This is a genomic window from Neisseria sp. HMSC056A03 (assembly GCF_001815685.1).
Lineage (GTDB): Bacteria > Pseudomonadota > Gammaproteobacteria > Burkholderiales > Neisseriaceae > Neisseria > Neisseria subflava.
The window spans coordinates 54547-71578 of record NZ_KV821670.1; the positions used below are offsets into that span (position 1 = coordinate 54547).

Below are 17032 nucleotides of genomic sequence, written 5' to 3' on the forward strand. Positions count from 1 at the left end.
GTTGCGCTCTACCAACTGAGCTATTCCCGCTCTGATATTTGTTGCTTCGTATATCGAAGAAGACGCAATTATTATGGATTTAATCGTGTGAGTCAAGTGTTTTGTTTTTATTTTTTAAAAATTTTATTTGAATTCTTTCCATGCCATTTTCAGGTAGTAGCACATGGACCAGATGGTCAATACGGATGCTATAAACATCAATATGTTACCAATGAGATAGAAAGGGTCGTTATATTTGTCTGTGCCGATAAGCAAAAGGAAGATGGCGATCATTTGGGCAGTGGTTTTGAATTTGCCGATAGTGGCCACTGCAACACTGCCGCGTTTGCCCATTTGTGCCATCCATTCGCGCAAGGCGGAAATGGTGATTTCTCGGCCGATAATAATCATGGCGAAGATGGCGTATGTTCTGCCAAGGCTGACGAGTAGGAGTAGGGCAACGGCAACCATGAGTTTGTCGGCAACGGGGTCGAGGAATGCGCCAAAGTCGGAGGTTTGTTTCCAGCGGCGTGCTAAAAAGCCGTCAAACCAGTCTGTAATAGCTGCAAGTGCAAAGATGATGGCGGCTGTCCAGTTGACGGTTTGTGGTTGAATCCATGTGTTCGGTAAATAGAATAGGATGGTGAACACGGGGATTAATAGGACGCGCATCCAGGTAAGTAAAATAGGTATGTTCCAAGGCATGGTTTGGGACCTTTTGGACGATGTGTCGGATTGTCCATTATAGCTTATTTGCTCGCTGGGCTTTTTAGAGTGTTGTTTTTTTGCCGACAAGTAACGTGGGCATAGGGCTTTGTTATGCGGGTTGTGAAGAAAGTCTGTTAAGGCCGTCTGAAAAATGGGTTGTTGAGGGGTGTAAATGTTTTTGGGCAGGTAAGTGGCTGCAAAATAGTGGGCAACGAGGTCGGCCTGCTGCTCGATATTGAGTTGGTTGAAGTGAGGCAGAGGTATGGGATAGGCGTAAGCTTTGCGTTTCCTATATCCGCCTTTGAGCATAATGAATAAACCGGATAACCAAACTTTGTGACCGCGCTGGTGTTGCCAGACATGTGTCAGTTCATGAATCAGCCAGATTTTGTAGGCGATGCCGGCTTGAGTGAAATCATCAGGGCAGTGTTTGCGCGGGAAATATATATTTCCATTGGGGGCGATAGCGATATTGGGGTTGGGCAGTAAGGGGATACCGCGATATATTTTAATGCGGTTGAAGTTTATACCGTCGGCAAAAACCTGTTTTGCCATACGGACTTCATTTTCGGTCAGTCTACGCCAATTGGAAAAAATCATATTTTAAAGAAGAGTATAGGATATAAAGATTTTCAGGCCGTCTGAAAGGTTTCAGACGGCCTGAACATGGGATTTATTGTTCTTCTGAAGCGGCTTGTTTGCCGTTGTCGAACAATTTGTCCATAGGCGTCAGATTGACTGCGTTGCCTTGGCTGACTATCCATTTGTTTTCAACACGCCACACGCCTGAGGTATCTTCAACTCGCAAGTACCAATGATTGGTTTGGTGGAGAGGTTTGAAGATGGCTTCGTATTCCATACGGCCGTTTTGTGGTTCGGACGTTACGGCGCGCAGCTTGACGGTTTGGTCGTCAGCTTTGCGTGTCGGGTGCATCAGCAGCAGGTTTAATGGCTGTTTGGGATCGAATTGTCCACTGACGAATACTTTGGCGGCATTCATGTCCGGACTGATTAAAACCTGCACCTGAATCTGCCGTTTAACGGCTTCTTCATCGCGGTGAAGCTGTATTTCGATGTGTTTGCCGTCTTTATAGTAATCGTCGGAAACCAAGTCTGTCGTATGTTCTTTTGCGACGAAGAACATAGACACGCTGGCGATAACGACAAAGATGGGACCTGCCATCAGCACCCAAGGCCAAATGTGTTTATACCAAGGCTTAGTGGAATTGGGTTGGGACACCGTTGTTATTCTCCAATAAAGGTTGCTTTTTCATTCAAGACAGTCGGTTCGGCATCAGCAGCATCGGTTTCACGATATGTGAAGGTAAATTCAATCGGCTGGCTGCCTTTTTCGGCGTACTCAGGGAGGGTGGACACTTGAACCGGAATGGTTACGGTTTCGCGTGGCGCAATTTTAATACCGTTTTCTGGCAAGCCGGTCAAGGCGATATCATCAAAACCTTTGACTGTTGCAGTAACGGTCTGTTCATGTTCACTCTTATTAATGATGCGCAGGTTGTAGGCATTTTCCAACCAGCCTTGGCTGTTTTCACGCACCATCACACCGCGGTCTTTCAGAATATCCACTTCGATCATTTTACGGGTAGAAATGCCGGTTAAGAAAGCAATAATAACCACAAACAATACTGCACCATAACCTGCAACACGAGGGCGTTTCAGGCGTTTTTTGATGTCGCTTTCAGGGTATTCATGCTCCATTGCGCCTTCGGTGGTGTAACGGATCAGGCCGCGCGGATAACCCATTTTGTCCATGATTTCGTCACAAGCGTCGACACAGGCTGCACAACCGATACATTGGTATTGCAGGCCGTCGCGGATGTCGATGCCGACGGGGCAGACTTGTACGCACATGGTGCAGTTGATACAGTCGCCCAAGCCGCTGTCTTCTTTGTTGGCGGTTTTTTTGCGTGCACCGCGAGGTTCGCCGCGTTCGGTATCGTAGGAAATAATCAGCGTGTCTTTGTCAAACATCGCACTTTGGAAGCGTGCATACGGGCACATATGCAGACACACTTTTTCGCGCATGATGTGGGCAAAGAAGAAGGTCATGAATCCGTAAAACGCTGCGGCAAACATTGCGCCGCCGCCTGCTGCTCCGGTGAATAAATCGGGAACAAACTGGCGGATAGGGACAAACCAGCCTGCAAAAGTGATACCTGTCCACGCACAGACAAGGAAAATCAGTAGATATTTGGTGGCCTTAATGCGGATTTTAGTAAAGTTCCAAGGCGATTTTTCCAGTTTTAAACGTTTGTTGCGGTCGCCTTCAACCAAGTTGTCGATCCAAAGCATGATTTCGGTGTAAACCGTTTGCGGGCAAGAATAACCGCACCACAAACGACCGGCAATGGTTGTCCACCAAAATAGGCCGAAAGCACAAATCATCAGCAGTAAGGCAAGGTAAATCAAATCGCCCATGCCCAGTGACAGGCCGAAAATGAAAAAATGACGGTCAGGGATATTGAATAAAACTGCCTGACGGTTACTCCAGTTAAACCATGGAATTACGTAAAATACAAACTGGGTCGCCAATACGGCGGCGATACGAAGTTTGGCAAAGCGTCCTTCTGCTTTTTTCGGATGGATGCGTTCGCCTTCGGGATGAATTTGAATTACGCTGGATTTGGGTTTGGAAGGTTTGGGCGGATTGGCTTTTGCCGTTTTTTCTGTTGAGGGTGTGGTGTTTTCCGCTTGGTTTTCGGGTGACATAATCAGTGTTCCTTAATCGAAGTGCACACAAGCCTTTTGTCATGGTAGTAGTTTGATGCGAGTATTTTCAGACGGCCTTGGGCGTGCATATAAAATCATAACATTTGGCTCTATGCAAAGCAAAAGCAGGGTTTGGCCTTAACGATAGTTGAGGTACTCCTGCCTCATACAAGGCCGTCTGAAAAGAGCAGTATTCAAAGGCTTACGGAATAAGTGTAGGTTTATGCTTATAGTGATTTACTATTTATCCGATAAAAAATTTACAACATACTGTTTCAAAACGAAATAACAGTTAATATCATCTATCCCGTCCGTTTCAGACGGCCTATTGGAAATCATGCCATCTGACAATGCAAATATAAAAGGCTATTCTTGAAAGCACGGCTGATTCAGGCGATAATCGGCACACTTTTTCAAATTTCCAATCTTGTCCAAGGAAGGTCAAACCATGTCTCAACTGGCAAACGCAATCCGTTTCCTCTCAGTCGATGCCGTACAGAAAGCCAACTCCGGCCACCCGGGTGCGCCTATGGGTATGGCGGAAATGGCGGAAGTATTGTGGACGAAGTTCCTCAATCATAATCCGGCCAACCCGAAATTCTACAACCGCGACCGTTTTGTCCTCTCCAATGGTCATGCTTCCATGATTCTTTACAGCCTGTTGCACCTGACCGGCTACAACGTTTCTATTGATGATCTGAAAAACTTCCGCCAACTGCACAGCAAAACCCCCGGTCATCCTGAATACGGCTACACCGACGGCGTGGAAACCACGACCGGTCCGTTGGGACAAGGCATTGCCAACGCAGTGGGTATGGCTTTGGCTGAAAAAATCTTGGCTGCCGAATTCAATAAAGACGGTTTGAATATCGTTGACCACCACACCTACGTCTTCATGGGCGACGGTTGTATGATGGAAGGCGTATCGCATGAAGCCTGCTCGCTTGCCGGTACTTTGGGCTTGGGCAAACTGATTGTTTTATATGATGACAACAATATTTCCATCGATGGTAAAGTGGATGGTTGGTTTACCGAAAACATTCCGCAACGTTTTGAAAGCTACGGCTGGCATGTGATTCCAAATGTAAACGGTCATGATACTGATGCTATTCAGACGGCCATTGAAGCGGCCAAAGCCGAAACTGGCAAACCTTCCCTGATTTGCTGCAAAACCTTAATCGGTAAAGGCAGTGCCAACAAAGAAGGCAGCCATAAAACCCACGGTGCGCCTTTGGGTGCGGACGAGATCGAAGCCACGCGCAAACATTTGGGTTGGGCTTATCCTGCGTTTGAAATTCCTCAAGAAATCTATGCTGCATGGGATGCAAAAGAAAAAGGCGCGAAACTTGAGGCCGAATGGAACAAACTCTTCACTCAATATCAAGCCAAATATCCTGCTGAAGCCGCAGAATTTGTGCGCCGCATGGATAAAAAACTGCCGGACAATTTCGACGCTTACGTTCAAGCTGCATTGAAAGAAGTGTGTGCCAAAGCAGAAACCATCGCCACCCGTAAAGCCAGTCAAAACAGCATTGAAATCTTGGCAAAAGAGCTGCCTGAATTGGTGGGCGGCTCTGCCGACTTGACCCCGTCCAACCTGACTGACTGGTCAAACAGCGTTTCCGTTACCCGCGAACACGGCGGCAACTATATTCACTACGGTGTGCGTGAGTTCGGCATGGGCGCAATCATGAACGGCCTTACCCTGCATGGCGGCGTTAAACCGTTCGGCGCGACTTTCCTGATGTTCAGCGAATACGAACGCAACGCCTTGCGCATGGCGGCACTGATGAAAATCAACCCTGTATTTGTGTTCACCCATGATTCCATCGGTTTGGGCGAAGACGGGCCAACCCACCAACCTATCGAACAAACTGCCACTCTGCGCCTGATTCCAAATATGGATGTATGGCGTCCATGCGATACCGTTGAATCTTTGGTAGCGTGGTCTGAAGCCGTTAAAGCGGCCGATCATCCGTCCAGCCTGATTTTCAGCCGTCAAAACCTGAAATTCCAAGCGCGTGATGAGCAACAGTTGAACGACATTAAACGCGGTGCTTATGTAATCAGCGAAGCTCAAGGCAATGCGCAAGCTGTTGTAATTGCTACCGGTTCTGAAGTTGAATTGGCTCTGGAAGCGCAAAAGGTATTGGCAGAACAAGGTATTGCCGTGCGCGTTGTTTCCATGCCTTCTACCAATGTATTCGACCGCCAAGATGCCGCCTATAAAGCCGCGGTTCTGCCGGAAGGCTTGCCACGCATAGCCGTAGAAGCCGGACATGCTGACGGTTGGTATAAATACGTCGGTTTGAACGGTGCAGTGGTCGGTATCAATCGCTTCGGCGAGTCTGCACCTGCTGACTTGCTGTTTAAAGAATTCGGCTTTACCGTAGACAATGTGGTTGCCACTGTTAAATCCGTTTTGTAAATCAGATTTTTGATTGAAATAAAAAGGCCGTCTGAAATTTCAGACGGCCTTTTATTTTTTAACCGGTTAAACAGTTTCTGCTTCAGGTTTGACCTTGCTTTTCTTAAACTTCAACACGGCTTCTTCTTTTGCTGCATCCCAGTCTATCAGCACAAAGCCGCCTTCGGCGAGTTTGCCGAACAGGAGTTCGTCGGCGAGTGGTTTGCGGATTTTTTCCTGAATCAGTCGGTTCATCGGGCGCGCACCCATTTGTGGATCGAAACCTTTTTCTGCCAGATATTTGCGCAATGCCGGTGTGAATTCGGCTTCGACTTTTTTGTCGAGGAGCTGGTGTTCGAGCTGGAGCAGGAATTTGTCCACGACTTTGACGATGATGGGTTCGGACAAGGGCGCAAACGGGATAATCGCGTCCAAGCGATTGCGGAACTCGGGCGTGAAGAGTTTGTTGATTGCCTGCATTTCGTCGCCGCGTTCGCGTTTGGCGGTAAAGCCGAGGCTGGGGTGGCTGAGGCTTTCCGCGCCTGCGTTGGTGGTCATAATCAGGATGACGTTGCGGAAATCGGCACTCTTGCCGTTGTTGTCGGTCAGTTTGCCTGCGTCCATGACTTGCAGGAGGACGTTGAAAATGTCGGGGTGGGCTTTTTCTATTTCGTCTAAGAGCAACACGCAATGCGGCTGCTTGTTGACGGCTTCGGTCAAAAGGCCGCCTTGTTCAAAGCCGACGTAGCCCGGCGGCGCGCCGATGAGGCGCGATACGGCGTGGCGTTCCATGTATTCGGACATATCAAAGCGTTGCAGCGGTACGCCCATCGAGTAGGCAAGCTGTTTGGCGACTTCGGTTTTGCCGACGCCGGTCGGGCCGGAGAAGAGGAAGCAGCCTATGGGTTTGTCGGGTAGGGCAAGGCCGGAGCGCGACATTTTGACGGCGGCAACCAGCGCGTCGATGGCGTTTTCCTGACCGTAAACCATGTTTTTCAAATCGCGGCCGAGGAATTGCAGCACTTGTTTGTCGTCGTTCGATACGGTTTTTTCAGGAATCCGCGCAACTTTGGCGATGACGGTTTCAATTTGTGCTTTGCCGATGACTTTTTTCTGTTTGGATTTGGGCAAAATCCGTTGCGCAGCGCCTGCTTCGTCCATTACGTCGATGGCTTTGTCGGGCAGGAAACGTTCGTTGATGTAACGCGCGGAAAGTTCGGCGGCGGCTTCGAGTGCGCCTTGCGTGTAGCGCACTTGGTGGAAGCCTTCGAACATCGGTTTCAAGCCGCGCAGGATTTGCACGGTTTCGGCGACGGTGGGTTCGACCACGTCGATTTTTTGGAAGCGGCGGCTTAAGGCGTGGTCTTTGTCGAAAATGGTGCGGTATTCGTCGTAGGTGGTCGCGCCGATGCAGCGCAGCGAGCCTTTTGTCAGCGCGGGTTTGAGCAGGTTGGACGCATCCATCGTGCCGCCGCTGGTACTGCCCGCGCCGATGATAGTGTGGATTTCGTCGATAAACAAAATGGCGTGCGGGATTTTTTCGAGCTGCTTTAAGACGGACTTGACCCGCGCTTCAAAGTCGCCGCGGTATTTCGTGCCCGCCAAAAGCGAACCCATATCCAGCGCGTACACTTCGGCTTCTTTCAGCGCGTCGGGAATGTCGCCGTTGACGATTTGATGCGCCAAGCCTTCTGCCAGCGCGGTTTTGCCCACGCCTGCCTCGCCGACCAAAAGCGGATTGTTTTTACGGCGGCGGCACAGGATTTGCACCAGTCGTTCCATTTCGTGTTTGCGACCAATCAAAGGGTCGATACGGCCGGCTTTGACTTCGGCGTTGAGGTTGACGGTGTAGTCGGAAAGGGAGCCGGTTTTTTGTTCCGCTTCCTCACCCTCGCGTCCCAGGCCGTCTGAATCATTGCCATCCTCGTCATCGGGCGAGCCATGGGCAATGCAACGCAAGACTTCAAAGCGCGTAATGGATTGCAATTTGAGGAAATAAACCGCATGGCTTTCGGATTCACTCATCATTGCAACCAAAATATCTAAAGGCTCTACTGCGGCTTTGCCGGCAGACTGGGTATGCACCATTGCCCGTTGGATGACGCGTTGGAAGCCCAATGTCGGCTGGGTTTCGACCGTATCTAGAAGATGATCGGGAATTTGCGGCGTGTTTTCAGCAACGCTGGCCGCAAGCTGCTCGGACAGGACTTTTAAATCCGCACCACACAGTTTCAAGACGTTCGGCACAGCCGCATCTTCTTCTATCAACACCAAAAGCAGGTGTTCCAAGCTGATAAACTCATAACGGGCGTTGCGTGCTTCACGGTAGAGCAGTTGCAGGATGTGTTCCAATTCGGGTGAAAGCATGATTTAAACCTCTTCGACTATACATTTGAGCGGATGTCCTTCAGCTTTAGCACGTTCCATGACCTGATGTTGCTTGGTCTGGGCAATATCGCGCGTGTAGGTGCCACACAGGCCTTTGCCTTCGTGGTGAACCAGCAGCATGACGGCCACTGCCTGTTCCTGTGCAAGCATAAAGACTTCGGTCAGGATCTCGACGACAAATTCCATGGTGGTGTAATCGTCGTTCAATAAAAATACGCCGTAACGTTTCGGCGGCTGTGTGTTGATATCGCTGAGCAGGGTATCGGATTGGTGGTCGGTATTCGGATGGTTCATAATCTTAGGTTTCAATTTTCAGACGGCTTGTTTTGATTGCAAACCGTTTTCTGTTGTATTTCGGCAATTTTTTTCTATTTTCCCACTTTTTTGAAAACATAGCTTGACGTTTTGTCTTAACAAATGTAAAAAGACGGTTAAGCAGAAGTTGGCACTCGACCGCGTATGCAATACGGGGGAGAAACGCTGAACGTTTTAGTTTGCTGTATGCCTTGTTTTGCTGATTTTGTTAATTTTTAAGTATAGGAAGTTTCTAATGGCAACCGGTATCGTAAAATGGTTTAACGACGCTAAAGGTTTTGGTTTCATCACTCCTGACGAAGGTGGCGAAGATTTGTTCGCTCACTTCTCAGCGATCAACATGGAAGGTTTCAAAACCCTGAAAGAAGGCCAACGCGTGTCTTTCGACGTAACCACCGGCCCTAAAGGCAAACAAGCTGCTAACATTCAAGCTGCTTAATCAAATACGCGGCGTAAGCCGTAAAATCATGGCGGGGTTTCCCGCCATTTTTTATGGGCGTTCGAGTCAAAAATTATGAATCAAAATTCATCTTATCAAAATGCTTTAAACCAGTTGGACGAGCTTATCCGTCATTTTCGCAGCGAAGGCGAGGTCAGCTGCGCCGTTGCCGAGCGTGAAGACCAAATCTTGATCCGCCTTGCCGATTTGAAACTGGATTTGCGCCCTGAAGATGAAAAAGCGATTGCTGATATCGACCGCTTTTACCGCCGCCATGTTTTAAGCGAATAAACGTTTCAAAACCGTTTGCCGTTTTATTTTTTAAGCATGCCTGATAAAATAGGCCGTCTGAAAAGTTTGTAAAGAATCAGCACAATGAGTATTGCCAATAATAAAAAAGCCTTTCACGATTTCTTTATCGAAGACCAAATCGAAGCCGGTATAGTATTGGAAGGATGGGAAGTCAAAGCCATCCGCGCTGCACGCGTGCAATTAAAAGAAAGTTATATCTACTGGAAAAAAGACGCATTCTATTTGGTGGGCTGCCACATTACCGCGTTGCCCACTGCCTCGACACACGTCAAACCTGACCCTGTCCGTCCGCGTAAGTTGTTGTTGAAACAATCGGAAATCAATAAGTTAATCGGCAAAACCGAACGTGCCGGCTATACGATTGTGCCCTTAAACCTGCATTACACCCGCGGTAGAATCAAAGTGGAAATCGGTTTGGCTAAGGGTAAGAAACAGCATGACAAACGCCAAAGCCTGAAAGAAGCGGATTGGAAGCGTGAGAAACAGCGTTTAATGAAAAACGTACGTTGATTTTTTCAGACGGCCTTTTTATAAAGGCCGTCTGAATATTTATTGTTTGAAAATTTTAAAAAGGAAAACAGATGAAAACCATGATTTTAGCCGCGGCTTCAGCCGTATTGTTGTTGGGCGCGTGTTCCACTACGGAACAACGAGTATTGAAACCTGAAGAGCTGACCAGCATCAAACATGTCTGCATCATTCAAAATGCAAAAGTAAGGCCGCATGATTTGGATCGTGCTTTGTCTAAAGCTTTGGCAAAACGCGGTATCGGCAGCACGATTGTGACAGCGGATAACCGCGGCAAACTGTATGATTCTTCTTGCCCGTATAATCTGCGTTATAAAACCAAAGGCAATAATGAAATCTTGCGTAAAGGTGTATTTGTGTTGAGAAGCACGAAGTACGCGGTTTCGACTGTCAGCTACTCCTTGAATGATGAAAACCACTTCCGAACCAATCCTGATTTGGTGAAACAGGCTGAAGGCGTTGTGGCTAAATTGTTGGAAAAAAACAGCAAATAAAAGCCAGAATAAAAAACCGGCTTGCCGTGATAGAGAATATCGGGCAAGCCGGTTTTATTTTCAGACGGCCTTAAATGGATTTGATTTTTTCCCAAAGGGTTTTAACCGTACCTTGGTAGTAGGTTTCGGAAGTGCAATAGACTGTTTCTAAAGCGCATTGTCCTTGTGAGCCGTATTTTTTGATACACTGGTTCAAGGCAATTTGATGCACGGTTTTGAAACGTGGAGAGGTAATGGCCACTACGTTTTGCGCAGTCAATTTGCCCATGGCTTTAGGGTAGGCAACAGCGATACAGGTGTTGTGCAGAGGGACAACTGTTTTACAGCCTGTTGCTTGGCCTGCGCTGATACCGGCTAAGGCATCTTGGCCTTTGCAGAATGTTTCGAGTTCGGCTGTCGCATCCAGTTGGGTGGCATTTTCTTTGGTGGTTTTGATTTGCAGCACTTCATTGCTGTCGGCAGGGTTTTGCCACATGGCCAGGTAGCCGTAAGTATCGGCAGCCAGGGCGGCAGGAGTCAGTGCGCAAAGGATAAGTGTCGTTAGTGTTTTTTTCATGTTTGTTCCCTGTTTGTTGGGTATTTGTCGTTATTATAAAGCAAAAGTTCTTATTTGATATAAATTTGCTTTTAAAATGAATATTTGAGTGTGGTAGATAGATTATAGGCCGTCTGAAATTTCAGACGGCCTTTTATTATGTTTTAAAGAATAGGGCGTAGCTTAGAGGCTTATACGCCGTGGCGGTCGAGCCAACGTTCGGCATCCAGCGCGGCTTGGCAGCCGGAAGCTGCGCTGGTGATGGCTTGACGGTAGGTATGGTCTTTGACGTCGCCTGCCGCCCATACGCCTTCGATATTGGTTGCACCAACATTGTCACCGGTGCCGCCTTTGGTTTTCAGGTAGCCAGTTTCATCCATATCGAGTTGGCCTTTGAAGATATCGGTGTTGGGTTTGTGGCCGATGGCGATGAAAACGCCTTTTACCGCGATTTCTTCAGTGCTGCCGTCATTGTGTTTCAGGCGTGCACCGGTAACGCCACTTTCGTCGCCCAAGATTTCATCAACCGAGCTGTTGAGCTTGAGGATGATTTTGCCTTCTTCGACACGTTGCATCAGTTTGTCCACCATGATTTTCTCGGCGCGGAAGCTGTCACGGCGGTGAATCAGGGTAACGGTGTTGGCGATATTGGCAAGGTAGAGGGCTTCTTCCACAGCGGTATTGCCACCGCCTACTACGGCAACATCTTGTTTTTTGTAGAAGAAACCATCGCAAGTTGCGCAGGCGGAAACGCCTTTTCCGGCAAAGGTTTCTTCGCTTGGCAAACCTAAATATTTGGCGGATGCGCCGGTAGCAACAATGAGCGCATCACAGGTGTATTCGCCCATATCGCCTTTGAGGGTGAAAGGACGGTTTTGCAAATCAACGGTATGGATTTGGTCGAAAATCATTTCAGTACCGAAGCGTTCGGCATGAGCTTGGAAACGGGCCATCAGTTCCGGACCTTGTACGCCTTCTGCATCGGCAGGCCAGTTGTCCACTTCGGTGGTGGTCATCAGTTGTCCGCCTTGTTCAACGCCTGTAATGATCACAGGGTTGAGGTTGGCACGGGCGGCATAGACGGCGGCAGTATAGCCGGCAGGGCCGGAGCCGAGGATGATGAGTTTGTGATGGTTGCTCATGATGGTTTCCTTGCTGATAAATGATTGAATTTTGTCGTATCTAAGCTTTCAGACGGCCTGAATTTTACTTGAATCTGCCGCCGTCTGAAATATGTTTGTTGCTTGGGTTTAGTGGCTGTCTTTCCATTGATAGTATTTTGAGCCGAGGAAAGAGCCGAGTTTGCGCAGGAAAGGCTGGGTAATGATATTGCTGTGGCGCAGTTGCTCAAAAGGTTTCAGACGGCCGTCATCGCCCATGATGGCTTCGGCAATCGCCAAACCGGCAATGCCGGTAATCGCCATGCCGTGTCCGGAATAGCCTTGGGCGTAGAAAACAGTAGGGGCGAGGCGGCCGAAATGTGGGGCGAGATTGCGCGTGATGTCGCATTCGCCGCCCCAAGAATGCTCGATTCTGATATCGGCAAGTTGCGGGAAAACTTTCAGCATGTCTTGGCGGACGAGTTCGGTCATGCGGTCAGGATCGTCGATAAACTCGTTGTCTTTGCCGCCGAAGAGCAGGCGGCCGTCGGCGCTGAGGCGGTAGTAGTCGAGGACGTGGCGGTTGTCGCAGATGGCCATATTGTTGCGGATCAGGTCTTTGGCACGCTCACCCAGAGGCTCGGTGGCGATGATAAAGGTGCTGACTGCAATGGCTTTTTGTTCCAATACTTTGAATTTCGGGTGTAAGCCTGCATAAGTGTTGACGGCATAAACGAGGTTTTTGCATTCAACGCTTCCCTTGGGTGTATGAACCAGCCAGCCGTTATCGCATGGCTCGATACGTGTCATCGGGGATTGCTCAAAAAGTTGTGCGCCTGCATCGGCTGCCGCTTTGGCAATGCCCAGGGTGTAATTGAGCGGGTGTAAGTGGCCGGATAAAGGATCAAATTGCGCGCCTTGATACATATCGCTGGCAAGTTGCTGCTTCAGCGTGGCTTTATCCCAAAGCTGGTAATGGCTTGCGCCATAATGTTTTTGGGCGTGTTCGTGCCATTGTTGCAATTCTTCCCAATGCTGAGGACGGACGGCGACGGTAGCGTAGCCGTGTTGCCAATCGCATTGGATATTGTGTTTTTGAATGCGCGAGTCAACCAGTTCAACGGCTTGCAGAGATTGCTGCCAGAACCATTGTGCCTGTTCCAAGCCGATTTGCTTTTCGATTTCTTCCATGCCGCAAGCAAAGTCGCTGATGACTTGTCCGCCGCTGCGGCCTGATGCGCCGAAACCGATACGGGCGGCTTCAAGCACAATGACGTCATGGCCGTTTTCGGCAAGCGGTAGGGCGGTGCATAAACCGGACAGGCCGCCGCCGATAACGCAGGTTTCAGTTTTCAGACGGCCTTCAAGCGTCGGATAAGACGGATGGGGATTGGCCGTGCTGACATAGTAGGAAGGAAGGTATTCTTTGAAGCTGGGATTAATCATGATTTGAGCTTTAGGTTGGTTTTCACTTCATTGAAAATAGGTTTTCAGACGGCCTGGAATGTGGATTTGGGTTCAGGCCATCTGAAAGGATAAGATGCAGTTAATAAAACAGGCTGTTCCGACGCTTTATCGGACAGCCTGTCTGCATATTAGGCGGCTTTCTCGGCTGCCAATTTTTCTTGGCGGTAGGCTTCGGCAGCCTCGCGTTCCCGTTTGGTTGCCTGACGCATCATCCAATAGTTGACGACAATCACCAGCGTACCGATGATACCGATCAGGATGGTTGCCAAAACGTTCATCTGAGGGTCAAGACCGAGTTTGATTTTGGAGAAAATCACTTGCGGTAATGTCGATGAACCCGGGCCTGACAGGAAGGAGGTAATCACCAAGTCGTCCAAAGACAGGGTAATGCCCAAGAGGAAGCCGGAAGCAATCGCGGGGGCAATCAACGGCAGGGTAATCACGAAGAAAATCTTCAGCGGACGGGCACCCAAGTCCATAGCCGCTTCTTCCAAGGATTGATCCAATTCTACCAAGCGCGAGCGGATAACGACGGTAATGTATGCCATGCAAAGCGTGGTGTGTCCGAGGAAGATGGTGAAGAAGCCGCGATCGAAGTAGAGCGATTGCAGCAATTCACTGCCTTGCAGGAACATTTGCACCTGAATAATCAACAGCAGCATGGACAAACCGGTAATCACATCAGGCATCACCATAGGCGCGGAAATCATACCGGCAAACAGGGTACTGCCGCGGAAGCGCTTGATGCGCGCCATGGCGTAACCTGCCAATGTGCCGAGTGCTACGGCGGCAAGCGAGGAAACGATGGCGATACGCAATGACAGCCAGGCCGCTTCCAAGATGGTGTCGTTTTCCATCAATGCGCCGTACCATTTGGTTGAGAAACCGCCCCAAACGGTAACCAGTTTGGATTCATTGAAAGAATAGACGACCAAAACCACCAGCGGAATATAGAGGAATGCCAGCGAGAGCAGGAGCATCAGTTTCAAGAACCAGGATAATTTGGTTTTCTGCATTATTTGCCTCCTTCTTCCAATTCGCGGTTTTCATAGTGCTGGAACAGGGCAATTGGTACAACCAGCAGGGCAACCATAACGACGGCGACGGCAGAAGCCAGCGGCCAGTTGTTTTGGTCGAAGAATGCCTGCCACAAGACTTTACCGATCATCAGGTTTTCAGAACCACCCACCAATTCAGGAATCACAAATTCGCCGACGGCCGGCACGAAGACCAGCATAGAGCCTGCAATGATGCCTGTTTTGGATAAAGGCAGGGTAATGGTAAAGAAGGATTTGATCGGACCTGCGCCCAAGTCGGAAGCAGCTTCGAGCAGACGGTTGTCCAGTTTTACCAGTTGTGTGTACAGCGGCAAAATCATAAACGGTAGATAGGCGTAAACCATCACCAAATTCAGCGAGAAAGCATTGTAGAACAGGTCTAAAGGCTCGCTGATGATTCCATATTTGATTAAGAAATTATTGATGATGCCGTTGTGTCCCAATAAACCCATCCATGCGTAAACACGCAACAGGAAAGAGGTCCAGAAAGGCAGCATGATTGCCAATAGCAGGCCGTTACGCGCAGCCGGATTGGCGCGTGAAATGGCATAAGCGGTCGGATAACCAATCAGCAGGCAGATGATAGTCGTTGTCAGCGCAGTCTTAATCGAAGACCAGTAGGTCATCAGATAGATATTGCTGTTTTCACTGTCGCCAAACGGATTGAGCGTATTCCAAAAATTTTGGAAGATGTCGGCGTAGTTCTGATAGCTGATGGCAATGTTCAGACGGCCTAAGTCTTCATCAATCGTTGTCAACGGCGTAAATGGCGGAATGGCGATTTCTTGTTCGGCAAAGCTGATTTTCAAGACGATGGCGAACGGAATCAGAAACAGCACCAAGAGCCAGATATACGGCACGGCAATCACTGCACGCTGTCCAGGGCGGCGGAACAGTTTATTTTTCAGTTTTTTAAGGTTCATCACATTTCCCTCAAATTAACTGAACAGAGGTGTCGGTTGGTTTTCAGGCCAGCTGATATAGACGGTTTCATCCCAAGTCGGCGGCGTAATGTTACGCACATACCAATAAGGTGCGGGAACTTGGCTCTTGACGACGCGGCCGTTGGCGAGTTTGATGTGGTAAATCGCAAAGCTGCCCAGGTAGGCAATCTCTTTGACTGTGCCTTGAGCCCAGTTGTGCGCGCCTAAGTGTTCTGGTTTTTCTTTGTGCAAATCAATGTCTTCAGGGCGGATGCTGATCCAAATTTCATGGTCGTTCGGAACGCCCAAGCCGTGGTCGATGCGGACGTGGTTTTCCAAGCCGTCACATTTGACGATGGAGAAATCGGCGCGGTCATCAACAACGACGCCGTCAAAAATATTGGTTTCGCCGATAAATTCGGCAGTAAAGCGGCTATTAGGATAATCGTATACGTCGCTAGGCGTACCAACTTGGCGCAATTGGCCGTCAGACATAATGGCGATACGGGTCGCCATGGTCATCGCTTCTTCTTGGTCGTGGGTAACCATGATGCAGGTTACGCCGACTTGTTCCAGCGTGTTGACCAATTCCAGTTGGGTTTGTTGGCGCAGTTTTTTATCGAGTGCGCCCAAAGGTTCGTCAAGCAGCAGGATTTTAGGACGTTTCGCCAGGCTGCGTGCCAAAGCGATACGTTGTTGCTGACCGCCGGAGAGTTGGTGCGGCTTGCGTTTGGCGTATTTGGTCATTTGCACTAGGCGCAACATTTCTTCCACTCGGGCGTCGATTTCGCCTTTAGGCATTTTGTCTTGTTTCAGACCGAAAGCGATGTTTTGCTCAACGCTCATGTGTGGGAACAGAGCATAGCTTTGGAACATCATGTTGATTGGGCGCTTGTACGGAGCAAGCTTGGTAATGTCTTGGCCGTCGAGAATGATTTTGCCCTGATTTGGGCTTTCCATGCCTGCCAACATGCGCAGCAGCGTGGATTTGCCACTGCCTGAGCTGCCCAAAAGGGCAAAGATTTCATGTTGGTAAATGTCCAAGTCGATGTTATCGACAGCGTAATTGTCACCAAACTTTTTCACCAAACCTTGGATTTGCAGATAAGGTTTGGCTGAAGACGCAGTGGTTGCGGTCATAATGGCAATACTCCAAAAAGAAAGACGAGTACCGGCAAAACGGATTTTCGAATGGGTGATAAAAAGCTGTTTGATTGCTGGCGGGAGTCGGACGGAGGCCGTCTGAAACTCTTGTAAAGCGCACGGGCAGCGTGGATAGAAAGCAGTTTAAGCCTAAGCTTTTGCTCTCGGCAAACTCGATATTATATTAGCCTAAGCCTCATAGGGGCAATATGAAATTGCTTGTATCGGCTGATTTGAAACAAATATGAAAGGAAAGGCAGGCAGGGAAACACGATAGTAAAAATGGGTAACGTTGTTTTTCTGCACAAAGTGGCTTAATTGTTATTTATATGTCTTAAATAATTATTCAAAATAGAATAAAATACGCAAATTGCATTTATTTGCTAAAACCATAATGGATTACGTTTTATATCGGGCGGGGCAGTTTGCTCAAAATTGAAACTAAATCCGCTATATAAAAAATAAAGGGACTGACATAGATTAGCAGTTATGCTAGGCTACGAAAA

16 protein-coding genes are annotated in these 17032 nt (G+C 48.7%); 5 read left to right on the plus strand and 11 right to left on the minus strand.

The genetic code is table 11. From position 1 onward, the window contains the following. Window positions 1-123 precede the first annotated feature (123 nt). The 3 genes from pgsA to ccoG all read right to left on the minus strand — a co-directional run bounded on the left by pgsA (window position 124) and on the right by ccoG (window position 3417). Complete coding sequence (gene pgsA, locus HMPREF3052_RS11070; RefSeq protein ID WP_003679552.1) at window positions 124-684, minus strand: CDP-diacylglycerol--glycerol-3-phosphate 3-phosphatidyltransferase; 561 nt, start codon at window positions 682-684, stop codon at window positions 124-126. 676 nt (window positions 685-1360) lie between these two features. Beyond that, window positions 1361-1927, minus strand: coding sequence for a FixH family protein (locus HMPREF3052_RS11080; protein ID WP_083318836.1), 567 nt, complete (start codon window positions 1925-1927; stop codon window positions 1361-1363). Window positions 1928-1932: 5 nt separating this feature from the next. Further along, window positions 1933-3417: a cytochrome c oxidase accessory protein CcoG gene (gene ccoG / locus HMPREF3052_RS11085; RefSeq protein ID WP_070749857.1), complete on the minus strand. Its 1485-nt coding sequence runs from the start codon at window positions 3415-3417 to the stop codon at window positions 1933-1935. Between the two features lie 448 nt (window positions 3418-3865). On the opposite strand from ccoG, the gene tkt reads away from it, so the two are divergent. Further along, on the plus strand, window positions 3866-5845 hold the full coding sequence (gene tkt, locus HMPREF3052_RS11090) for a transketolase (protein WP_070749859.1): 1980 nt from the start codon (window positions 3866-3868) through the stop codon (window positions 5843-5845). A gap of 66 nt (window positions 5846-5911) precedes the next feature. Here tkt and clpA read toward each other — a convergent pair whose 3' ends face one another. Continuing rightward, window positions 5912-8191, minus strand: coding sequence for an ATP-dependent Clp protease ATP-binding subunit ClpA (gene clpA, locus HMPREF3052_RS11095; RefSeq protein WP_070749861.1), 2280 nt, complete (start codon window positions 8189-8191; stop codon window positions 5912-5914). A 3-nt stretch (window positions 8192-8194) separates the two neighbouring features. Beyond that, entirely contained in the window at window positions 8195-8506 is a 312-nt protein-coding gene (clpS, locus tag HMPREF3052_RS11100) for an ATP-dependent Clp protease adapter ClpS (protein WP_003679561.1), read from the minus strand. 256 nt (window positions 8507-8762) lie between these two features. On the opposite strand from clpS, the gene HMPREF3052_RS11105 reads away from it, so the two are divergent. The 4 genes from HMPREF3052_RS11105 (at window position 8763) to HMPREF3052_RS11120 (ending at window position 10300) form a co-directional block, all read left to right on the plus strand. After that, on the plus strand, window positions 8763-8966 hold the full coding sequence (locus HMPREF3052_RS11105) for a cold-shock protein (RefSeq protein ID WP_002217533.1): 204 nt from the start codon (window positions 8763-8765) through the stop codon (window positions 8964-8966). A gap of 75 nt (window positions 8967-9041) precedes the next feature. Continuing rightward, on the plus strand, window positions 9042-9257 hold the full coding sequence (locus HMPREF3052_RS11110; protein ID WP_003679564.1) for a hypothetical protein: 216 nt from the start codon (window positions 9042-9044) through the stop codon (window positions 9255-9257). 84 nt (window positions 9258-9341) lie between these two features. Continuing rightward, window positions 9342-9788 (plus strand): SsrA-binding protein SmpB, encoded by a 447-nt coding sequence (gene smpB / locus HMPREF3052_RS11115; RefSeq protein ID WP_003679566.1) that lies wholly within the window; start codon window positions 9342-9344, stop codon window positions 9786-9788. 71 nt (window positions 9789-9859) lie between these two features. After that, window positions 9860-10300 carry a hypothetical protein gene (locus HMPREF3052_RS11120; RefSeq protein WP_003682952.1) on the plus strand — a complete coding sequence of 147 codons (441 nt, stop codon included), beginning with the start codon at window positions 9860-9862 and terminating at the stop codon, window positions 10298-10300. Between the two features lie 70 nt (window positions 10301-10370). Here HMPREF3052_RS11120 and HMPREF3052_RS11125 read toward each other — a convergent pair whose 3' ends face one another. The 6 genes from HMPREF3052_RS11125 to potA all read right to left on the minus strand — a co-directional run bounded on the left by HMPREF3052_RS11125 (window position 10371) and on the right by potA (window position 16523). Then, entirely contained in the window at window positions 10371-10856 is a 486-nt protein-coding gene (locus HMPREF3052_RS11125) for a DUF4189 domain-containing protein (protein ID WP_003682910.1), read from the minus strand. Window positions 10857-11026: 170 nt separating this feature from the next. After that, window positions 11027-11977, minus strand: coding sequence for a thioredoxin-disulfide reductase (gene trxB, locus HMPREF3052_RS11130; RefSeq protein ID WP_049329772.1), 951 nt, complete (start codon window positions 11975-11977; stop codon window positions 11027-11029). A gap of 108 nt (window positions 11978-12085) precedes the next feature. Then, window positions 12086-13381, minus strand: coding sequence for an NAD(P)/FAD-dependent oxidoreductase (locus HMPREF3052_RS11135; protein ID WP_070749863.1), 1296 nt, complete (start codon window positions 13379-13381; stop codon window positions 12086-12088). A gap of 149 nt (window positions 13382-13530) precedes the next feature. After that, window positions 13531-14418, minus strand: coding sequence for an ABC transporter permease subunit (locus tag HMPREF3052_RS11140; RefSeq protein WP_063076460.1), 888 nt, complete (start codon window positions 14416-14418; stop codon window positions 13531-13533). Continuing rightward, window positions 14418-15383 carry an ABC transporter permease subunit gene (locus HMPREF3052_RS11145; RefSeq protein WP_070749865.1) on the minus strand — a complete coding sequence of 322 codons (966 nt, stop codon included), beginning with the start codon at window positions 15381-15383 and terminating at the stop codon, window positions 14418-14420. Before HMPREF3052_RS11145 ends, HMPREF3052_RS11140 begins: the two co-directional genes overlap by 1 nt. A 15-nt stretch (window positions 15384-15398) precedes the next feature. Then, window positions 15399-16523, minus strand: a complete 1125-nt coding sequence (gene potA, locus HMPREF3052_RS11150; protein ID WP_070749867.1) for an ABC transporter ATP-binding protein — start codon at window positions 16521-16523, stop codon at window positions 15399-15401. Between the last annotated feature and the right edge of the window lie 509 nt (window positions 16524-17032).